This is a genomic window from Burkholderia sp. DN3021, from assembly GCF_049805555.1.
GTDB classification, from domain to species: Bacteria; Pseudomonadota; Gammaproteobacteria; order Burkholderiales; family Burkholderiaceae; genus Burkholderia; species Burkholderia pyrrocinia_C.
Map to the genome: position 1 here is coordinate 57,908 of NZ_JBNCAB010000003.1, position 19,956 is coordinate 77,863.

At 68.1% G+C, this 19,956-nt stretch carries 21 protein-coding genes and 2 tRNA genes; 6 read left to right on the plus strand and 17 right to left on the minus strand.

The features are described 5' to 3' along the window. Positions 1–33: 33 nt before the first annotated feature. Positions 34–645 (minus strand): molybdopterin adenylyltransferase, encoded by a 612-nt coding sequence (mog, locus tag ACPUER_RS02535; RefSeq protein WP_425130282.1) that lies wholly within the window; start codon positions 643–645, stop codon positions 34–36. Beyond that, the gene (yjgA, locus tag ACPUER_RS02540) at positions 626–1,231 is read right to left on the minus strand and encodes a ribosome biogenesis factor YjgA (RefSeq protein ID WP_425130283.1); all 606 of its coding nucleotides are present in this window, start codon (positions 1,229–1,231) and stop codon (positions 626–628) included. The genes mog and yjgA overlap by 20 nt, the downstream gene beginning before the upstream one ends. 127 nt (positions 1,232–1,358) lie before the next feature. On the opposite strand from yjgA, the gene pmbA reads away from it, so the two are divergent. After that, positions 1,359–2,729, plus strand: a complete 1,371-nt coding sequence (gene pmbA, locus ACPUER_RS02545; RefSeq protein ID WP_072436035.1) for a metalloprotease PmbA — start codon at positions 1,359–1,361, stop codon at positions 2,727–2,729. Positions 2,730–2,812: 83 nt separating this feature from the next. Here pmbA and ACPUER_RS02550 read toward each other — a convergent pair whose 3' ends face one another. Together ACPUER_RS02550 and ACPUER_RS02555 are read right to left on the minus strand one after the other, a co-directional pair. Next, on the minus strand, positions 2,813–3,313 hold the full coding sequence (locus tag ACPUER_RS02550; protein ID WP_111017552.1) for a dihydrofolate reductase: 501 nt from the start codon (positions 3,311–3,313) through the stop codon (positions 2,813–2,815). Between the two features lie 272 nt (positions 3,314–3,585). Then, the gene (locus tag ACPUER_RS02555; RefSeq protein ID WP_310137029.1) at positions 3,586–3,912 is read right to left on the minus strand and encodes a hypothetical protein; all 327 of its coding nucleotides are present in this window, start codon (positions 3,910–3,912) and stop codon (positions 3,586–3,588) included. Between the two features lie 499 nt (positions 3,913–4,411). Here ACPUER_RS02555 and ACPUER_RS02560 point away from each other — a divergent pair, with 499 nt between their 5' ends. Further along, positions 4,412–5,809 (plus strand): sigma-54 dependent transcriptional regulator, encoded by a 1,398-nt coding sequence (locus tag ACPUER_RS02560; RefSeq protein WP_072436032.1) that lies wholly within the window; start codon positions 4,412–4,414, stop codon positions 5,807–5,809. Between the two features lie 41 nt (positions 5,810–5,850). Further along, on the plus strand, positions 5,851–6,822 hold the full coding sequence (locus tag ACPUER_RS02565; RefSeq protein ID WP_072436420.1) for a thymidylate synthase: 972 nt from the start codon (positions 5,851–5,853) through the stop codon (positions 6,820–6,822). 74 nt (positions 6,823–6,896) lie between these two features. Here ACPUER_RS02565 and ACPUER_RS02570 read toward each other — a convergent pair whose 3' ends face one another. Both ACPUER_RS02570 and ACPUER_RS02575 read right to left on the minus strand, forming a co-directional pair. Next, positions 6,897–9,479 (minus strand): DUF6600 domain-containing protein, encoded by a 2,583-nt coding sequence (locus ACPUER_RS02570; RefSeq protein ID WP_425130284.1) that lies wholly within the window; start codon positions 9,477–9,479, stop codon positions 6,897–6,899. A 162-nt stretch (positions 9,480–9,641) separates the two neighbouring features. Then, a complete protein-coding gene (locus tag ACPUER_RS02575; protein ID WP_072436030.1) occupies positions 9,642–10,349 on the minus strand; it encodes an ArsR/SmtB family transcription factor in 708 nt (235 codons plus the stop codon). Positions 10,350–10,548: 199 nt separating this feature from the next. Here ACPUER_RS02575 and ACPUER_RS02580 point away from each other — a divergent pair, with 199 nt between their 5' ends. Further along, on the plus strand, positions 10,549–10,689 hold the full coding sequence (locus tag ACPUER_RS02580; protein ID WP_425130285.1) for a hypothetical protein: 141 nt from the start codon (positions 10,549–10,551) through the stop codon (positions 10,687–10,689). A gap of 130 nt (positions 10,690–10,819) precedes the next feature. Next, complete coding sequence (locus ACPUER_RS02585) at positions 10,820–11,332, plus strand: acyl-CoA thioesterase (protein WP_072436029.1); 513 nt, start codon at positions 10,820–10,822, stop codon at positions 11,330–11,332. Between the two features lie 46 nt (positions 11,333–11,378). Here the strand turns inward: ACPUER_RS02585 and fumC are convergent, their stop codons facing one another. The 3 genes from fumC to ACPUER_RS02600 form a co-directional block, all read right to left on the minus strand. Then, on the minus strand, positions 11,379–12,773 hold the full coding sequence (gene fumC, locus ACPUER_RS02590) for a class II fumarate hydratase (RefSeq protein WP_425130286.1): 1,395 nt from the start codon (positions 12,771–12,773) through the stop codon (positions 11,379–11,381). Between the two features lie 150 nt (positions 12,774–12,923). Further along, positions 12,924–14,312, minus strand: coding sequence for a multidrug efflux MATE transporter NorM (norM, locus tag ACPUER_RS02595; protein ID WP_175963731.1), 1,389 nt, complete (start codon positions 14,310–14,312; stop codon positions 12,924–12,926). Between the two features lie 132 nt (positions 14,313–14,444). Further along, positions 14,445–14,663 carry an RNA-binding S4 domain-containing protein gene (locus ACPUER_RS02600; protein WP_006486208.1) on the minus strand — a complete coding sequence of 73 codons (219 nt, stop codon included), beginning with the start codon at positions 14,661–14,663 and terminating at the stop codon, positions 14,445–14,447. A 270-nt stretch (positions 14,664–14,933) separates the two neighbouring features. Between ACPUER_RS02600 and ACPUER_RS02605 the strand changes: the two genes are divergently transcribed. Further along, positions 14,934–15,335: a hypothetical protein gene (locus tag ACPUER_RS02605; protein WP_425130287.1), complete on the plus strand. Its 402-nt coding sequence runs from the start codon at positions 14,934–14,936 to the stop codon at positions 15,333–15,335. A 131-nt stretch (positions 15,336–15,466) separates the two neighbouring features. On the opposite strand, the gene ACPUER_RS02610 is transcribed toward ACPUER_RS02605, so the two are convergent. The 8 genes from ACPUER_RS02610 to fdxA all read right to left on the minus strand — a co-directional run bounded on the left by ACPUER_RS02610 (position 15,467) and on the right by fdxA (position 19,851). Continuing rightward, positions 15,467–16,243: a DUF4088 family protein gene (locus ACPUER_RS02610; RefSeq protein ID WP_175963733.1), complete on the minus strand. Its 777-nt coding sequence runs from the start codon at positions 16,241–16,243 to the stop codon at positions 15,467–15,469. A 161-nt stretch (positions 16,244–16,404) separates the two neighbouring features. After that, a complete protein-coding gene (locus tag ACPUER_RS02615; protein WP_034183072.1) occupies positions 16,405–16,743 on the minus strand; it encodes an AzlD domain-containing protein in 339 nt (112 codons plus the stop codon). Continuing rightward, positions 16,740–17,507: an AzlC family ABC transporter permease gene (locus tag ACPUER_RS02620; RefSeq protein ID WP_425130288.1), complete on the minus strand. Its 768-nt coding sequence runs from the start codon at positions 17,505–17,507 to the stop codon at positions 16,740–16,742. Before ACPUER_RS02620 ends, ACPUER_RS02615 begins: the two co-directional genes overlap by 4 nt. 124 nt (positions 17,508–17,631) lie before the next feature. Continuing rightward, positions 17,632–18,546, minus strand: a complete 915-nt coding sequence (locus tag ACPUER_RS02625) for an AraC family transcriptional regulator (RefSeq protein WP_425130289.1) — start codon at positions 18,544–18,546, stop codon at positions 17,632–17,634. Positions 18,547–18,608: 62 nt separating this feature from the next. Continuing rightward, positions 18,609–19,088 carry a CreA family protein gene (locus ACPUER_RS02630; protein WP_425130290.1) on the minus strand — a complete coding sequence of 160 codons (480 nt, stop codon included), beginning with the start codon at positions 19,086–19,088 and terminating at the stop codon, positions 18,609–18,611. Positions 19,089–19,208: 120 nt separating this feature from the next. Next, positions 19,209–19,284: transfer RNA gene (locus ACPUER_RS02635), tRNA-Asn, on the minus strand. A 71-nt stretch (positions 19,285–19,355) separates the two neighbouring features. Beyond that, a tRNA-Asn gene (locus ACPUER_RS02640) sits at positions 19,356–19,431 on the minus strand. A gap of 96 nt (positions 19,432–19,527) precedes the next feature. After that, positions 19,528–19,851 carry a ferredoxin FdxA gene (gene fdxA, locus ACPUER_RS02645; RefSeq protein ID WP_310137022.1) on the minus strand — a complete coding sequence of 108 codons (324 nt, stop codon included), beginning with the start codon at positions 19,849–19,851 and terminating at the stop codon, positions 19,528–19,530. Positions 19,852–19,956 lie beyond the last annotated feature (105 nt).

The window sequence follows — 19,956 nt, forward strand, 5'->3', positions numbered from 1 at the left end:
CGGGCCGGCACGCGCTCAGCGCTCGACAAACGCTCAGCGCCGCGCGCTTTTCGGCCGGAACGCCGCGACCACCGCGGCGTCGGTCTCGATGTACGGGCCGCCGATCAGGTCGATGCAGTAGGGCACCGCTGCGAAGATGCCGGGCACGGTCGACTTGCCGTCGGCGTCGCGCAGCCCTTCGAGCGTTTCCCGGATCGACTTCGGCTGGCCGGGCAGGTTGATGATCAGCGCCGCATGGTCGGCCGTCTCGCGAATCACCGCGACCTGCCGCGACAGGATCGCGGTCGGCACGAAATTCAGGCTGATCTGCCGCATCTGTTCGCCGAATCCCGGCATTTCCTTCGTCGCCACGGCCAGCGTGGCCTCGGGCGTCACGTCGCGGCGCGCGGGGCCCGTGCCGCCCGTCGTCAGCACGAGGTCGCAGCCGGCGACGTCGACGAGCTCGGCGAGGGTCGCGGAGATCGTCGGCGCGTCGTCCTGGATCAGCCGGGTTTCGGCGCGCCACGGCGAGACCAGCGCGCCCGCGAGCCACTCCTGTAGCGCCGGAATGCCCTTGTCTTCGTAGATACCCGTGCTGGCACGGTCGCTGATCGATACGAGACCGACGACGAGCTCGTCCGGGTGGTTACGCTTCGTCGTCGTCATGGTCGTCTCCGGTGTCGTCGGCCGCTTCGTCGTCCTCGTTGGGCGTGCCGCTCGCGGTCTTGATCCACTGGAACAGTTCGCGGAAATAGCGCGGCGGCTTGCCTTGCTGCGCTTCCTTGCGCGCGTTGCGGATCAGCGTGCGGCCTTCCTGGATGTCGGCGTCGGGGTGCCGGCGCAGGAATTCGGTCAGTGCGTCGTCGCTGGCGAGCAACTGTTCGCGCGTGCGCTCGATCCAATGCAGGCGGGCCGTCGCGGCCTTGTTCACGCCGCGCTGCGCGTCGAGCGCGGTGCGCAGCGCGGCCGTCTCGTCGTCGGCCAGCGAGCGCATCACGCGGCCGACGTACTGGAGCTGGCGGCGCTTGCCTTCGTGATCGGTGATCCGGCGCGCCTCGCGAACGGCGTCCGCGAGGGCTTCCGGCATCGGCATGCGCTTGAGCGCGTCCTTCGGCAGGTCGACGAGCGCCTGGCCGAGCACCTGCAACTCGTGCATCTCGCGCTTGAGTTGGGATTTGCTGGGGCGATCGTAGCCGTTGTCGTCGTCTTCGACGGCATGCTCGATCGGCTGAATTCGGGTTTTGCGTGTCATGGGCGGCATTGTATCGCGGCGCGGACACCCCAAGCTTGTCTGTGTCCGTCCCCGGACCTTGCTATGATCGCGGGATACGCAACATTTTGAACATGCGGGCGCCCGCCCGCCACCGGATACCAAGACGATGGCAGCCAATCTCGACGTACAAGCGCGCTATTTCCCGCACACGCAGGACCAGCTCAAAGAAATCGCGTCGGACATCCTTCGCCATGCGAAGGCACTCGGCGCGACGGACGCCGCGACCGAAATCTCCGAGGGCGACGGCCTATCGGTGTCGGTGCGCCGCGGCGAAGTCGAAACGATCGAGCACAACCGCGACAAGATGGTCGGCGTGACCGTGTTCATCGGCAAGAAGCGCGGCAACGCGAGCACGTCCGATTTTTCACCGGCCGCGATCAAGGATACCGTCGCCGCCGCCTACAACATCGCACGTTTCACGGCCGAGGACGAAGCGGCCGGCCTCGCCGAGGCCGAGCTGCTCGAAACCGACCCGCGCGACCTCGATCTCTATCATCCGTGGGCGCTGACTGCCGACGAGGCCGTCGAACTTGCCCGCCGCGCGGAAGACGCCGCATTCGCGGTCAGCCCGCAGATCCGCAATTCGGAAGGCGCGAGCGTGTCGGCGCAGCATTCGCAGTTCGTGCTCGCGACGTCGCGCGGCTTCCTGTCCGGCTATCCGTACTCGCGCCACTACATCGCCTGCGCGCCGATCGCGGGCAGCGGCCGTCAAATGCAGCGCGACGACTGGTATTCGTCGAAGCGCAGCGCGATCGATCTCGCGGCACCCGAGGCGGTGGGCCGTTATGCGGCCGAGCGTGCGCTCGCGCGGATGGGCGCGCGCCGTCTCGACACCCGCAAGGTGCCCGTGCTGTTCGAGGCGCCGCTCGCGGCCGGCCTGCTCGGCGCATTCGTACAGGCCGTGAGCGGCGGCGCGCTGTACCGCAAGACGTCGTTCCTCGTCGACAGCCTCGGCAAGCCGGTGTTTGCGCCGCACATCCAGGTCGTCGAGGATCCGCACGTGCCGCGCGCGATGGGCAGCGCGCCGTTCGACGAGGAAGGCGTACGTACGCGCGCGCGCAGCGTCGTCAAGGACGGCGTCGTCGAAGGCTACTTCCTGTCGACCTATTCGGCACGCAAGCTCGGCACGCAGACCACCGGCAACGCGGGCGGCTCGCACAACCTCGCGCTGCGCAGCTCGAACACGCAGCCGGGCGACGATTTCGACGCGATGCTGAAGAAGCTCGGTACGGGCCTGCTGCTGACCGAGCTGATGGGGCAGGGCGTGAACTATGTGACGGGCGACTATTCGCGCGGCGCGGCAGGTTTCTGGGTTGAGAACGGCGTGATCCAGTATCCGGTCGAGGAAATCACCGTCGCGAGCACGCTGCAGGAGATGTTCCGGCATATCGTCGCGATCGGCGCGGATTCGATCGTCCGCGGTACGAAGGAAACGGGCTCGGTGCTGATCGAGCAGATGACGATCGCAGGGCAGTAAGCCGCCCGCGGCGCAGGCCGCCACGAAACGAAAAAGCCCGACCGGCGCGAGCCGGTCGGGCTTTGCTCATTGTGCGTGACGCGTCAGACGCGCTTGCGTTCGTAGACGACGAACGCATAACCGAACGTGTTCGGCGCGGCGGCCTGGTGTGCATCGCGCGAAACTTCCTGCCAGTGCGCGGCGTCGGGCGCAGGGAACGATGCATCGCCGTCGAAGTCGGCATCGATCTCGGTGACGATCAGTTTATCCGCGAGCACGAGGCCTTCCGCGTAGAGTTGCGCACCGCCGATCAGGAATGCTTCGGGCACGCCGTCGCGCGCGACGAGGGCCAGCGCGTCGGCGAGCGACGTGACCGTGTCGCAGCCATCGAAGCGGCGCGTTGCGTCGCGCGTGACGACGATGTTGCGGCGGCCCGGCAGCGGCCGGCCGATCGACTCGTGGGTCTTGCGGCCCATCACGATCGGCGCGCCCATCGTCGTACGCTTGAAGAACGCGAGATCCTCGGGAAGTTTCCAGGGCAACTGGTTGTCGCGGCCGATGATGCCGTTGCGGGCACGCGCGACGATCAGGGTCAACGTCGTCATGAAGGTCGGAGAAGAGGAAAGCCGGAATGGCGCCGATTCTACCGGAACGGCGGTGCCTGCCGGATTCCTCGCACGTGCATCGGCTTTCCGGTGTTGCGCGCCGCGATGCGCGATGCAATGCGGCGCGGCGACGGACTGAGTAAAAAGAGTGCCCGCCGGGGGACGGAGCACAAAAAACGTTTCGTGTCGCGGGGCGGTGAGGGGCGCGCGATCGATGCTGTCCGGCAGATTCGAATAGATATGGAATCCTCATCGAATGGATTGGCGCATGCTCACTGGTGCGTGGTGCCTTGTGCGTTTTTTTCCATCGCGTGCTGCACGTCGCGTGGCTGCGGTACCGGGAGCGGTGTCGGCAACAGGGGCGGAGGCGGGATCTCGTCCCACAGCGTCACTGAAGCCTTGCCGGCCGGCAGCGGTTGCGGTGCCGACACGGTCACGATGCCGAACCCGTTGCCGGGCTGCATGCCTGGCGCGTTTTCGGCGAGCAGCATCGCGCGATCCAGCTTCACGTTTTCATCCGCGTGCGCCGGCGCGGGCGGGCCGGCGGCCGAGAGCGAAATCGCCATCGGCACGAAGGAAAGTAACAGATGTTTTCGCATGGTCGCTGTCTCCGATGTATTCCTATGCAGCGAAATACATGCCATCGCGCCGGGACCCTTGTCACGACTGCGATTCGCGCACACGCGTTGACAATGGCGGCGAAAAACGCCTGAAAGTGTTTCAGGCCTGAAACGAGGGGGCTTGGGAATACTGCGGATTCAATCGATACGCTACAAGGATGAAAATCGACGCGTGTGTCGATGCAAGAGCGCTGCGCTGTGCAGGTGCTATGTGCAGATGATTGACATGCGTCGACTTCCCGAGCGATTTGACCGCATCGCCCGAGGCGCTGAAATCGGATTGTCGCATTCAGTGCCTATAACTAAGCTGTGTTGATCAAAAAAAACGGACGCGAGATAAGCGCCATCATGCGAGGCTTTGTCGTTGCCGCGCATCGGCATGGCGAATCGAGCCATCTTGGGCTGACCCGATTCGATCCTTTCGCACGCGACTTGGCGTGCGCGGCAATCGTTAGATGGTTGATGAACGGGGTGGGCTATGGGAGCCGATCAGCGGCACGTGATCTATTACTCGCGCGAACCGAACGATGCGTTGCGCGGCCATTTCGACGAATGCGGTTGGCGCGTCGATCTCGCGGAGACCGTGCGCGACGTACGGCGCGTCGTGCAGCACGGCGTTGCAACGGCCGGCCTGCTCGATTTCTCGCCGGGCTTCAAGCCCTCGGACCTGCGCGAACTCGAATCCTGCCTGAGCATCCAGCACATCGGCTGGATCGCGGCGACGCGGCGCGGCCAGTTGCAGGACGCCACGCTGCGCCATCTCATTCGCGACTATTGCTTCGACTACGTGACGATGCCGTACGAGATGTCGCGGATCGTCGAGACCGTCGGTCATGCGCATGGCATGGTCGCGCTGACCGAGCCCGTTGCGCCGCTTGCCGGTGCGGGCCGCAGCGAAGGCGAGATGGTCGGCACCTGCGATGCGATGCTCGGACTCTTCAGGACAATCCGTCGCGTCGCGGCGACCGATGCGCCGGTGTTCATCTCCGGCGAATCGGGCACGGGCAAGGAATTGACGGCGGTCGCGATTCACGAGCGCTCGTCGCGTGCGCAGGCGCCGTTCATCGCGATCAATTGCGGTGCGATCCCGTCGACGCTGCTGCAGGCCGAGCTGTTCGGCTATGAGCGCGGCGCGTTCACCGGTGCGAACCAGCGCAAGATCGGCCGCGTCGAGGCCGCCAACAGCGGCACGCTGTTTCTCGACGAGATCGGCGACCTGCCGCTCGAAAGCCAGGCGAGCCTGTTGCGCTTCCTGCAGGAAGGCAAGATCGAGCGGCTCGGTGCGCACGTGTCGGTGCCGGTCGATGTGCGGGTGATCTGCGCGACGCACGTGGACATGGAAGCGGCGCTGCGCGAAGGGCGGTTCCGCGAGGACCTGTTCCATCGCCTGTGCGTGCTGAAGATCGAGGAGCCGCCGCTGCGCGCGCGGGGCAAGGACATCGAGGTGATCGCGCGCCACATGCTCGAGCGTTTCAAGGGCGATGCGCATCGCCGCCTGCGCGGCTTTTCCCCTGATGCGGTGGCCTCGCTGTACGGCTATTCGTGGCCGGGCAACGTGCGTGAGCTGATCAATCGCGTGCGCCGCGCGATCGTGATGTCGGAGGGCCGGATGATCACCGCGGCCGATCTCGAGCTGAACGACTACGCGACGCTCGCGCCCGTGTCGCTGCTGGAGGCGCGCGAGGCGGCCGAACGGCAGGCGATCGAGCAGGCGCTGCTGCGCCATCGCGGCCGTTTCGCGGATGCCGCGCGCGAACTCGGCGTGTCGCGCGTCACGCTCTACCGGCTGATGTGCGCGCACGGAATGCGCGATCGCGGCGACGCGCTGGCGGGGTTTCCTGCGTCGTTGCCGGAGTTTCCGCATCACGCTTGCTAAAATTGGCGGGTACGGCCGCCCTCGCGGCCGAAGGAACCCGCATGAAACAGTATCTCGACCTCGTTCGTACCATTCTCGATACCGGCACCTGGCAGGAGAACCGCACGGGGATCCGCACCATCAGCATGCCGGGCGCGATGCTGCGCTTCGACCTGCAGCAAGGCTTCCCGGCCGTCACGACCAAGAAGCTCGCGTTCAAGTCCGCGGTCGGCGAACTGGTCGGCTTCCTGCGCGCGTCGCGCAGCGCGGCCGATTTCCGCGCGCTCGGCTGCAAGGTGTGGGACGCGAATGCGAACGAGAACGCGCAGTGGCTCGCGAACCCGTACCGCCAGGGCGTCGACGATCTCGGCGACGTGTACGGCGTGCAATGGCGCCAGTGGCCGGGCTACAAGGTGCTCGATGCGGGCGCCGATGCGCAGATCGCCGACGCGACGCGTCGCGGCTTCCGGATCGTCACGCGTTTCGACGAAGACGGCGCACCGAAGGTGCTGCTGTACAAGGCGATCGACCAGTTGCGCCAGTGCCTGGACACGATCATGGAGAATCCGGCCGACCGTCGTATCCTGTTTCACGCGTGGAATCCGGCCGTGCTCGACCAGATCGCGCTGCCCGCATGCCATCTGCTGTACCAGTTCCTGCCGAATGCGACGAAGCGCGAGATCTCGCTGTGCCTGTACATCCGCAGCAACGACGTCGGGCTCGGCACGCCGTTCAACCTGACGGAAGGGGCCGCACTGCTGTCGCTCGTCGGCCGGCTGACGGGCTATACGCCGCGCTGGTTCACGTATTTCATCGGCGACGCGCACATCTACGAGAACCAGCTCGACATGCTGCAGCAGCAGCTCACACGCGAGCCGTACGAAAGCCCGCGGCTCGAGATCGCCGAGCGCGTGCCTGAATACGCGAAGACGGGCGTCTACGCGCCCGAGTGGCTCGAGCAGATCGAGCCGTCCGATTTCTCGCTCGTCGGCTATCGCCACCATGAGCCGCTGACCGCGCCGATGGCGGTCTGATCGCGCGGCCCCCGCAGAAAGAAGGCCTGACCGGCATCAGCCGGTCGGGCCTTTTTGCTTCACGTTTGAGGCACTTACTGGCGGTGCCGCTCTTCGTGACCGCCTTGCGGCGGCGGGTTGCTCGGGCGCGGCGCCTCGACGTGCGGTGCCGGTTGCGGCCGCGGTTCCATCCGGGGCGCAGGCATCGACGGGCGCGGTTCCACGTGCGGTGCGGGCATCGACGGGCGCGATTCCACATGCGGTGCGGGCATTGACGGCCGTGGCTCCATGCGCGGCGCCTGCGGCTGAGGGCGCGGCATTTCATGTGCGGCGGGGGCCGGCGGACGGTACTCGTTCACGCGCGGCGGCGCGACTTCGCGGCGTGGCGCCGGTTGCGGGAATTCGGGGCGCGGTTGCGGCGCGGGGGCGGCCCGTTCCGGTTGCGGCTGCCCATGCTGGGCCGGCGTCGGGAATTCGGGGCGCGGACGCGGCTGCGGGATTTGCGCCGTATTGTCGAACCTCGGCTGCGGCAGCGCGCGCGGCGCTTCGTTCCGGCCGCCGGGCTGCGCGCCCTGCGGAGCCGGCGCGCCGTCCGGATGCGGCACCGGCACCGCGCTGCGCACGGGCGGCAGCGCATTCTGTCCTGCCGCGTGCAGCGCGGCCGGCGGGGTGGGGCGCTGACGCTCCATCGGCGTGTGCGGCTGCATCCACGCCGGTGACGGCGCTTCGGCTGCGTGTGCGTTGCCGTTGCCCGACGGGAAATTGCCGGCCACCGGCGGGTGCGGGACACCGTTTCCGGGCCCGAACGCCTGGCGCGGCGCCGGGTTGCCCGGTGCCTGCGGCATGCCGCCGTTGGCGAAGCGCGGCGCATTGGGGTTCTCGCCGTTCGCCGGCCGCGCGATCGTCGGCGCGCCCGGCACCGGTGCGCCCGGCCGTCCGGCCTGCGCGGCTGGCGGCTGGCCTTCGCGCGGCGCGCGTGAAGGTTGCACGACGGGGCCGTGCGGATTCACGAGCTGCACGTTGTGCATTGCCCATGCGCCGCCGTTCGGGTTGCCCGGAACGCGAACCGGGCGAGCCGAGTAGTCGGCCGGCACGTTCGTCTTCACGACGGGGGCGCCGGCGCCCGGTACGCGTGCGCCTTGCTGTGCAAGGTGGGCGGCGGCCTGGTCGCGATACGCGGCCGGCACGGCAGGATTGCGCGTCGCGACGTACGGGTGCTGCGCGATCGCCTCCGGCGGACGGTAGCCGGCATTGCGCAGCCCGCCGGTAAAGCTCTGGCGCACCGGCGCGATACCGGGCGTACCCGGTGTCACGTGCGCATTGCGCCATTGCTGCGGATCGACATGCTGCGAGAAGTGCGCAACAGGTTGACCGTGCACGAACGCGGAGGCCGGCACGGCCGTGATCGCGTGCGGCGCGTGGAAGTTCACGTACGTCTTGTTGATGTTGGTGATATTGGTGATGTTCGTCACGTTCACGGTCTTGTTCACGTTGACGTTGTTCACCACGATGTTGCGGTTCACGCGATCGTAGTAGTGCGGGCTCCAGCCGCCCCAGCCGGGGTGCCACGGCTCACCCGGGCCGAGCGCGAACCATGCGCAGCCGGCCGCGGCGACGCCACCGACGGTGAGCGCGACGCTCCAGTCGGGACCGCCGCCGCCACCGACGAACGCGACGAGCGCCGGCGCATAGACGGGCGGCTGGCTGACGACCATCGGGCCGGGCACCCATGCCCAGCTATCGTCCACGTACGCCCAGCGGCCGTAGTGATACGGAGCGAAGCCCCACGGTGCATCGTCGACCCACGTCCAGCCCCACGGTGCCTGCCAGATCCAGTGGCCGTCGTGATACGGCGCCCAGTCGGCCGGCGTGTCGTTCGGCACCCATACCGAGCCGTAATTCGGGGTTTCGCGCCACGTGCCGTTCGCGTCGAGATCCTGGTAGCCGGGAACGTCGCGGGACACATAGCGGGCCGATACCGAGCGCTCCTCGGCCGCGTCGCGGCTGGCGGCCCACTGGTCGAGCGCATCGGGGCCCGGCGCGGGCGATTGCTGCGCAACCTGCAGGTCGGTGCCCGTGAACACGACCTGCTGTCCGGGTGACAGCGGGTATTGTCCGTTGCTGCCGTAGACGGTCGCGCTGCCGCTGCGCACCGTGACCGTCGTGCTCGCTCCGTTCGGCGCGACATCGACGCGGTAGTCGCCGGGGCCCGTGATGCCGAGCGCGAGGTTCGGCGTGTCGATTTCGTACGATCCGCCGGCCGGCAGCTGGCGCACGTGCGTCGATACGGTGCCGAGGCCGACCTTCAGTTGCGTCGTCGTGTCGTCGAGGTTCAGCACCGACAGGCTCGTCGAATTGCCGAGCCGCACTGCGGTCGAGCCGATGTGCAGTTCCGAGCGCGCGCCGGCATCGTTCCAGAGCTGGTCGCCGGTCGTCAGCGGCCGGTTCACGGCGGCATACGACCATGTATCGGTGCCGGCCGGTTCGGTCGTCACGGCGCCCGACAGGTAATTGAGCCGCGCGACGCGGCCCGGCGGATCGCCGCCCGGTTGCCGGGCCGCGGCCGCATACGGCGGGGCATCGGCCGATTGTGCGAATGCGGGGGGCAGCGTCGCAAGCGCGACGAACGCGAGCAGCGTATAGCGGGCGGATCGCTTGAGCGTGAACAGGGGGGCCATGGTGAGCGTCTTCGTCGTTATCGCGGCGCGTCGATTCGTGCCGTTGAGTTCACAATATCCGCTCGGTCTGTTTCAGTGCTCGGTGTTTTGTAAGCCGGATGGCACGCCATGTAACAAAACCTGTCCATCGCGAGCCGTTGTCGTGCAGCTGCAATGCTGGCGTCAAGCGGACGTAAGCCACCCGTCGAAAACCTGCTGTCCGGGCACGGTGACGCGCAGCACGCGCGGTCGTGCGGAGCGCTCGATCCAGCCGTGCGCACAGAAGCTCTCGAGCAGTGCGGCGCCGAGCGCGCCGCCGAGATGCGAGCGCCGCTCGCTCCAGTCGAGACAGCCGCACGCGAAGCGGCGCCGGCGCGCGCGCTGCTGGGCGACGTCGATGCCCCATTGCGCGAGCGCCCGGGTGCCGAGTTCGGTGGTCTCGATCTCATCGCCGTTGGCGAGCAGCCAGCCGCGCGCGGTGAGCCCGTCGAAGATGCGCACTGCGAGTTCGCCGGCCATGTGGTCGTAGCAGGTGCGTGCGTAGCGCAGTTCGGCCGGCACCGTGCGCGACGGCGGCGGAACCGGGCGGTGCGGCGCGGCCGCGCGGGCGACGTTCGCGAGCGCCTCGAGCGATGCCGCGATGTCGGACGATGCGATCCGGTAATAGCGGTGCCGGCCGCGCACTTCGAGCGCGAGCAGGCCGCCTTCGGTCAGCCGCGCGAGATGCGCGCTTGCCGCGGACGGCGACAGCCCCGCGATCATCGTCAGTTCGCCGGCCGGTCGGGCGCTGCCGTCCATCAGCACCCACAGCATCGCGGCGCGCCCCGGGTCGGCGATCAGCGCGCCGATGCGGCTCAGGCCCGGAAAGTGGTGGTCGTCGTGATCGGTCATCGTCGTGTCTCGTCAGGCGGGATGACTTGCAGTGTAGTGGGTGCGGGCATTCGATGTTTCGGATCCGGCTGAAATGTCGAATAGCGGTACCGGCGCGGGCACCGACCCTGCGGAAGACCGGACTGCGGCCCCGTGCGGGGCACGCGTAGAATGGCCGGACGCGGCGGCAGCGGGCCGCCGCACGTGACACGATGCAATGATGAAGACGATTTTCTGCCTGTTGGCGGCCGTGCTCGTCTGCTCGGCCTGTGCGCAGGGCGGCGCGGGCGCTGCCGGCGAGCGGGGCGGCAGCCTCGAGATGTACGGGACGATCGACCAGGGCATCACGATACGCCGCTGACGGGCGCCGATCCGCGTACGTGTCAGGCGCGTCGGCGCCGCCGCGCCACATGGGGCGCCCCGCGGCGCGTTGCCGCAGTGCAACGTATAATGGCCCGATTACAGCGCCCCTGCCGCCCGGAGCCAACAAGATGCCCCAACCGTCCCCCGTACCGGCCGCTCTCGACCGCACCGAAACCGTATTCCGCTTCCTCGCCGAGCCGTCGTCCGTGAACTTCGGCGGCAAGGTGCATGGCGGCGCGCTGATGAAGTGGATCGACGAGGTCGCGTATGCATGCGCGGCCGTTTGGTCGAGCCGCTATTGCGTGACGGTCAGTGTCGGCAACATCCGTTTCCAGCGCCCGATCCTGGTCGGCAATCTCGTCGAGCTGAAGGCGCGCGTCGTCGCGACGGGGCGCACCAGCATGCACATCCATGTATCCGTGCACGCCGGCGATCCGAAGGGCGGCGTGTTGCGCCAGACGACCGATTGCCTGGTCGTGTTCGTCGCGGTCGACGAGAACGGCAACCCGGTGCCGGTGCCGCCGTTCGTGCCCGAGACCGACGAACAGAAGGTGCTCGCGAAATATGCGGCCGACGTGCGGGCCGCGCTCGACAAGATCGTCGAGTTGAAGCCGGAAGAGGTCGCGAAGGGCACGGTCTGACCGGCACGGGCGCCGCGCCCTTCGGGCCGTGCCCGTCGTCCTGCCGTTACCGAGAGCCGATCATCTGCTCGGGTCGCACCCACGCATCGAATTCCGCCTCGGTCAGATAGCCGAGCGCGAGCGCGGCGGTCTTCAGCGTCGTGCCTTCCTTGTGCGCCTTCTTCGCGATCTGCGCGGACTTGTCGTAGCCGATATGCGGATTGAGCGCCGTCACGAGCATCAGCGATTCGTTCAGCAGCAGGTCGATGCGCGCGCGATTCGGCTCGATGCCCACCGCGCAGTGGTCGTTGAAGCTCTGCGCGCCGTCGGCGAGCAGCCGCACCGATTGCAGTACGTTGTGCGCGATCATCGGCCGGAACACGTTCAGTTCGAAATTGCCGCTCGCGCCGCCGACGTTGACCGCGACGTCGTTGCCGAACACCTGGCAGCACAGCATCGTCACGGCCTCCGACTGTGTCGGGTTCACCTTGCCAGGCATGATCGAGCTGCCCGGCTCGTTCTCCGGAATCGACAGCTCGCCGAGCCCGCAGCGCGGCCCGCTCGCGAGCCAGCGGACGTCGTTCGCGATCTTCATCAGGCCGGCCGCGACGGTCTTCAGCGCGCCGTGCGCGAACACCAGCGCGTCGGCCGCCGCCATCACCTCGAACTTGCTCGGCGCCGTCACGAACGGCAGCTTCGCCAGGCGGCCGATTTCGTCGGCGACGCGCACCGCGAACTCCGGATGCGCGTTCAGCCCCGTGCCGACCGCGGTGCCGCCGAGCGCGAGTTCGTACAGGTGCGGCAGCGCCGATTCGACGTGACGGATGCTCTGGTCGAGCTGCGCGACATAGCCGGAAAACTCCTGGCCGAGCGTAAGCGGTGTCGCGTCCTGCAGGTGCGTGCGGCCGATCTTCACGATGTCGCCGAACGCCTTCGATTTCGCGTCGAGCGTCGTGCGCAGCGCGCGCAGCGCCGGCAGCAGGTGATTGACGATCGCGTACGCGGCCGCGACGTGCATCGCGGTCGGGAACACGTCGTTCGACGACTGGCCGCGGTTCACGTCGTCGTTCGGATGAACCTTGCGCGCTTCGCCGCGCGCGCCGCCCATCAGCTCGCTCGCGCGGTTCGCGATCACCTCGTTGAGGTTCATGTTGGTCTGCGTGCCGGAGCCCGTCTGCCAGACCGCGAGCGGGAATTCGCGCGGATGCTTGCCGGCGATGATCTCGTCGGCCGCGTCGATGATTGCGCGCGCCTTGTCGTCGGCCAGCACGCCGAGCGACTGGTTCACGGCCGCCGCGGCACGCTTGACGATCGCCAGCGCGTGGATCAGCTCGGGCGACTGCTTCTCCGTCGAGATCCGGAAATTCTGCAGCGAGCGCTCGGTCTGCGCGCCCCAGAGCCGGTCGGCCGGCACGGCGATCTCGCCGAACGTGTCGCGTTCCATCCGAACTGCTTCGTTCATGATGCACTCCTCTTGGAAAGGGGAAAGGCCGCGCAATGCGCGGCGCCGGGCGTATCGTGAGGCAGTCGCGCCGCTCGCGCGGCGTCTTCGGGACTTCGGGCCTTCAGCCGACAAGCATAGCGTCGGCCGCGATTTCGTGTCGTGTCGCGCTCAATGCCGCGCCGCGATGAGCGACGCGGTCTTCAGATGAAAGCGCCATGCCATCAGCGCCGCGACGCTCGCGAGGCCGGCCGCGAGCCCCCACCACAGGCCGCGCGCGCCGAGGCCCGCATGGAACGCGAACCAGTAGCCGGTCGGGAAGCCGATGCCCCAGTAGCCGAAGGTCGCGGCGAGCATCGGGATGCGCGTGTCCTTCAAGCCGCGCAGCGCGCCCGACGCGACGGTCTGCATCCCGTCGACGATCTGGAACACCGCGGCGATGCCGAGCAGCGATGCCGCGAGCGACACCGTGGCCGCATTGGCCGGGTCGTCGAGATGAAGATACAGGCCGACGATCGTGTGCGGCGCGACGATCATCACGACGCCCGACAGCGACATGAACGCGACGCCGAGCGCGAGTGCGACGAAGCCCGCATGCCGCGCGGCGACGGGCGAGCCCGCGCCGACCCAGTAGCCGACCCGGACGTTGGCGGCCTGGCCGATCGCGAGCGGCACCATGAACGATACCGACGCGACGTTCAGCGCGATCTGGTGCGCGGCGAGCGACGTCGCGCCGAGTACGCCGACCGTGAGGCCGGTGCCGAGGAACAGCGTCGATTCGACCCCGTACGTGATCGCAACGGGCCAGCCGATGCCGATCAGCTCGCCCATCACGGGCAGCTTCGGGCGCGCCGCGGTCACGAAATGGCGGAAGCGCTGCCGGCCGTGCAGCAGCCAGATCAGCGCGAGCGCGGTGAGCCAGATCGTGATCGTCGTCGCGACCGCCGACCCGAGAAAGCCGAGGCGCGGCAGCCCGAATGCGCCGTGGATCAGCCCGTAGTTCAGCACGCCGTTGACGCCGACGCCGCCGATCGACACCCACAGCAGCCGCCGCGCGGCGCCGATCGCCGGCAGGAACGCGCGCATCAGCCCGACGCCGATCAGGCTGCCGAGCGCCGCGAAGCGCAGGATGCCCGTGTATTCGCCGACGTGATGCGCGAGCAGCGGCGGCTCGTGGAACATCAGCAGGATCGGTTCGGCCAGCGACAGCGCGACGATTGCCGGAATCGCGAGCAGCACGGACAGCGCGAACCCGGTCCAGTAGATGTGCGGCACGCGGTCCTCGGCCTGGGCGCCGCGCGCATGTGCGACGCTCACGCTGACCGACGACAGCACGCCTTGCAGAATGGTGACGATGACGAAGAAGAAGTTCGCGCCGAGACCGCCGGCCGCGAGCGAATCGGGGCCGAGCGAACCGAGCAGCACCGTGTCGGTGACGCTCATCGCCATTTGTGAAAGTTGCGCGATCGCGAGCGGTGCGGCGAGGCGCGCGGTATCGGCAGCGTGACTGGACAGCGACGGCGGCGCGGAGGCCGTCCGCGTGAGACCGGAGTGCGACATGGAATGGGCGCTCGCGCGGGTGCGGGCCCGCGCTGTCTGTATTTATTTTGAGAGACGGCTAGCTTACGGCTTTATTCGTACCGTGTCGAACGCGCGCGCCGATGGCCATGTCGCGGACAGGGGGAACAGGCCCTAAGCCTCGCGCACCGCGATGCGCGTGTCGCCGAGCAGCACGACCTGGCCCGCGCGGATCTTGCAGGTCTTGCGAAGCTCGACCGCGCCGTCGACTTTCACCGCACCGGACGCGACGATCAGCTTCGCGGTACCGCCGCTGTCCGCGAGGCCGGTGATCTTCAGAAGGTTGTGCAGCTCGACGTATTCGCCGGTCAGCGTGAAATCCAGGTTGGGCATGACGAAGAAGGTGCGCAATGCGCGGAAGGAATCGCCTCGCATCATACGGCACCGCGGGCCGGCGCGCGAGCGCGGGCGGTCGCGGCACGCAGATGTTAAGGACTGTGAGCGATTCGTCAGCAAATGAAACGGTGGGTAACAGTCTGAGAGATTCGAGAACCTGCCGTGCGGGCCGCGGGTCTTTTGTCGTACCTGCTGCGTGTTGCGGCGGGGGACGCGACGGACCGCATCGCTGCGGTTCGCGCCCACAACTTCTTGAGGAGGATTGTCATGTCCAAGATTCGTACGATGCTGATCGGTGCCGCGCTGACGGCGTTCGCCACTTCGGCCGCGTTTGCCCAGACGGGCACGGCGGCGCAGGGCGCGGCAGGTGCCGGCGTGCAGGCGCAGACCCCGGCAGCGGGTGTCGGCGCGGGCGTGCAGGGCAGCGCCGGCGCGAACGCGTCGGGCAATGCGGTCGGCGGCGCAACCGATGCGGTCGGCGCGGCAGCCGACGGCGCGAAGGATACGGCGTCGTCGGCCGTCCACTCGGCCAAGAAGCACGCGAAGCACGCCGCGAAGTCGGCCAAGAGCCATGTTGGCTCGGCCAAGGCGAAGGCCGGCGAAGCGACCGAAGGCGGTGCATCGGTCGGCGCGGAGGGCGGTGCATCGGCCCAGGGCGCCACGCAGTAAGCGGTGCCTGGCGCCGCGCGACGCTCGCCCTGGACGGCGCGTCGCGACGGCGGCCGTCCGGCGGCCCGGTTCGCTTCGCGCGAACCGGGCCGTTTTCATGTGTTTATGCTTTCAGCAGCGCGGGCGTGCGGTCACGGCCGACGCTGTCCCTGGCCTTGTCCCTGCGCGGGGCGCGCGGCAGCCGGCGTGAATACGCTGCGCAGCCACGCAGCGAGCCGCGCGAAGACGTCGTACGGCTCTTCGACGAAGATCTCCGGTTTCAGCAGCCGCAGGTATTCCATGATCTGCTGCGCTTCCTGTTTCTGGAACGAGCCATGTGCGAGCCCGAGCCGCAGCAATCCGCGCAGTTCGCCGAGCTTGTCGCGCGCGGTGCTGCCGACGCTCATCTCGCATGCGAGCTTGGCCTCGTAAATCCGTTGCCGCAGCGATTCCGCGAGCCGCCATGCGGGCGTTTGCATCAGTTCTTCGAGCGCCTGGATGTCCTGAGCCGCGCCCTTGATCTGCGACGCGAGCGGGTCGATCTGCGCCGGGTCGCCCTGCGCCTCGGCGACGATCGCCTTCGCCCAGTCGCGGCATGCCCTCGCGAGTTCGTCGGGTGTCCATTCGGAGCGCGACGCGAAGCCGAAGCCGAATTCGCCGGCCTGCCGCATCAGGATCGCGACGACGTCCGGAAATTCCTTGTCTAGCGTGCGCTTTGCCCACGCGTACTGGCCGCCCTGCAGCATGCGCTGCACCGCGTGCTCGGTCAGCGGAACCATGTTGTCGAGCAGCTTCGCGCGCAGGAAATCCTCGAACGACGGTGTCGCGAACTGCGGGTCGAGTTTCAGCGACACGCGGACGAACGCGTCGTAGTCCTTGCGCAGGGACTCGAGCGTGTCGTCCTTGAGGGAAAGGGTGATCTGGCCCATGAATCGTCTCGATGGCGGCCCGCGCAGGCCGGCGGTCGGCACGGCGCACCGGTGCGGGCGCAGCGTCGACTGACCGGTGCGCGCCGAGGCCGGTGGCGGGTTTTCATTTCCTATATCGGCGCGCCGCGCGGAAACTTGAGCGCGCGTGGTGGAGTGTCCGCTCAGGCGGGCAGCCAGTGCGGCAGCACGATCCCTTGCCAGAAAAAGAACACCGCGAGGCCCGCCGCGATCGTCACGAGCGGGCGGCGGGTCGCCGCCGACACGAGCACGGCGGCGAGCGCGCCGACGAGCTGCGGATTGCGCCAGGTCAGTTCGGCCGTGCCGCCATGCGGCGAGACGGTCATCGGCACGATGATCGCGGTCAGCACGGTGACGGGCACGAAGCCGAGCGCGGTCCGCACGAGCGGCGGGAAGGTCAGCCGCTCGCCGAACAGGAACAGCGTCGTGCGGATTGCGTAGGTGATGACGGCCATCCCGAGGATCAGCAGCGCGTAGCTCACGATGCGGCCTCCGTGCGTGACCGCGCGCGCGAGCGCTCGTGCCGCAGTGTCAGCGCGACGCCGATCGCGACGCCGGCGGCAACCGCGCCGAGCAGCCCGAGCTTGTACGGCCAGCCCTGCCAGAAGTACGCGAGCGTGCCGGCCGTCGCGGCCGCCGCGAAATAGCGCAGCGTGCCGAGCTGCGGGACGACGATCGCGATGAAGGTCGCCGCCATCGCGAAATCGAGGCCGAGCGACTGCAGGCCCGGGAATGCCGCGCCGAAGCCGATGCCCGCGAGCGTCCAGACCTGCCAGTTCAGGTACATCGCGAGCCCGGAGCCGAAAAAGTAGTGCGGGCCGATCGTACCGGGCGGGAAGTGCCGGTAGTGCGCATAGGCGACCGCGAACACCTCGTCGGTCATCAGCGCGCCGAGCGTGGCGCGCCAGCGCAGCGGCAGGTGCGCGACATAGGGCGCGAGCGTCGCGCTGTACAGCAGGTGGCGCAGGTTCACGATCAGCGTCGTCGCGAGTACGACGACGAAGCTCGCGCTGCCCGCGATCAGGCCGAGCGCGATGAACTGCGCGGAGCCCGCGAACACGGCGAGCGACATCAGCACGCCGTGCCATGCGGCAAGCGGGCCGCCGCCGACGAGCGTGCCGAAAATCACGCCGAACGGCGCCGCGCCGATCGTCATCGGGATCGTGTCGCGCGCGCCGTCGAGCCATTCGTTGAGCGGGCGGCGACGGGGCGATGCGGGTGTCGGGTTCAAAGCGTGCTCCTCCATGCGCTGGAGGATAGCGGGCCGGTGGTTTTCGGGCTTGTATGTTCTTGCGGTCGCGGGCGGGGTGGCTGCCCGGGCGTTTGTCGGCGCAGCGGCAAGCGAGCGGCCGGATGCGGGAAGCCGCGCGTCAGCTCGCCTGCCAGCGCCCGGGCGGCACGCCGAACATCCGTTTGAAATGCCGCGTGAAGTGGCTCTGGTCGACGAAGCCGCTGGCCGCCGCGACGTCGGCGACGGGCACGCCCGCCCGCAGCGGCGCCAGCGCGCGCTGCAAGCGCAGCTGGTTGCGCCAGGCATGCGGCGGCATGCCGGTCGTACGCGTGAACAGGCGCGCCGCGTGGAACGGCGACAGGCCGGCCGCCTGCGCGACTTCGTCGAGCGTCACCGTGCACGTGAGATCGGCGGCGAGCCGCTCGCGCATCGCATCGACGCGCGGCTCGTCCGCCGCGAGCGGCGCCGGTCGCGGCTGCGCGTCGGCATGGCGCACGATCAGCGTCGACAGCGCGTCGAGCATGGCCGTTTCGGCGGCGAGCGGATCATAGATGCGCGGTGCGCCGGAGGCTGGATCGCCGGCCGCCGGATCGTCGGCCGGCTGCCCGTGCGCATGGGAGGACAGCGCGCGCTCGCTGCCGGCTTCCATCATCCGGTGCGCCAGCGCGAGCCGGGCCGCGAGGTCGGCGTCGCGAATCACGTCGGGGGCAAACCACGGCGCGTCCTGCGGGCGGCCGGCGATCGCGCTCGTGAGTTCGCGGATGAATTCGACCGGCATGTAGCTGACGCGATAGCACCAGCCTTCGTCGGCCGCGCGCGAGCCCGTATGCACTTCGCCGGGATTGATCACGGGCACGGTGCCCGTTTCGGCGACATGGCCGCTGCCGCGATAGGTGAAGCGTTCCGCGCCTTCGAGAATCACGGGGATCGTGTACGCGTCGTGCCAGTGGGGCGCGAACGTGTGGTCGCGATAGGTGGCCGTGACCAGATCTGCCTCCGGCAGCAGCGGCGTGCGCCAGTAGCGTGCGGAGTCTGGAAGGCGGGTGGCGGACATGATCGGGCGCGGGGGCGGTCGAACCGACAGTGTATCGCTCGCGCGCCCGTCAGGTGCGGGCCTTACTTGACCGGAATCGTCGTGCCGGCCGGCATCGGCACCGCGGTGACGGCGTTCTTCGGGCTGCCGCTGACGATGCGGTCGCTGTAGGTCAGGTAGACGAGCGTGTTGCGCTTCTTGTCGACCACGCGCACGACGTGCAGCGTCTTGAAGATGAACGACATGCGTTCGCTGAACACGTCGGTCTGCTGCTTGAGCGGTTCCTTGAAGCTGATCGTGCCGACCTGCCGGCACGCGATCGACGCCTCGCTCGGATCCTCGGCGACGCCGAGCGTGCCCTTGATGCCGCCCGTGCGGGCGCGCGACACGTAGCAGGTCACGCCGTTCACGACCGGATCGTCGTACGCCTCGACGACGACGCGGTCGGAGCCCGTTACGCGGAAATGGGTGTTGACGCTGCCGACTTCCTCCGCGTGCGCGAGCGGCGCGGCGGCGAAAACGGAGAGCAGGAGGGCAGCGGGTGTGGCAAGGCGGTGCTTCATCGACGGAACCGGATGCGAATGCGGGACAGAGACTCTAGCATGCGCGGGACCGGGCCACGAAAACGCGAAAGGGCGGCCGGAAAAACAAAAGGCCCGTCGAATGACGGGCCTTTCGCTGTCTGGCTCCCCGACCTGGGCTCGAACCAGGGACCTACGGATTAACAGTCCGGCGCTCTACCGACTGAGCTATCGGGGAATAAATCGGTACATCTGCGTGTTCGGTTACCAGCAAAAAGCCCGTCCACTTTCAACGGGCCTTTGCGTTTTTGGCTCCCCGACCTGGGCTCGAACCAGGGACCTACGGATTAACAGTCCGGCGCTCTACCGACTGAGCTATCGGGGAACAAACAGCAGAGAAACGAGATTATATGGAGTGTCGGCTAACCCGTCAACCCCTTTGGCGTGCGCCGCACAAAAAATTTCTGCGGCCGCCGCGCGATCAGCGCTCGAGCAGGTGCAGCTTGTCTTGCACGTCCTTCCACTCGTCCGCGTCGGCCGGTGCCGGCTTGGTCTTCGTGATCGACGGCCAGCCCTTTGCCAGCTCGGCATTCAGCTGGGTGAACTGCTGCTGGTCGCCCGGAACGTCTTCTTCGGCATAGATCGCATTGGTCGGGCACTCGGCAACGCACACGGCGCAGTCGATGCACTCGTCCGGATCGATGGCGAGAAAGTTGGGACCTTCACGGAAGCAATCCACCGGGCACACATCCACGCAATCCGTGTATTTGCACTTGATGCAGCCTTCGGTCACAACGTGAGTCATTAAAACGCTCCTGCTTGGCGGTATATATGGGGTGGCGTTGGCGCCAAAAGCGGCATTGTAACTGAAGCGCAAAACCCGCATGGCGTGGTCGCCTTTCTAGCTTAT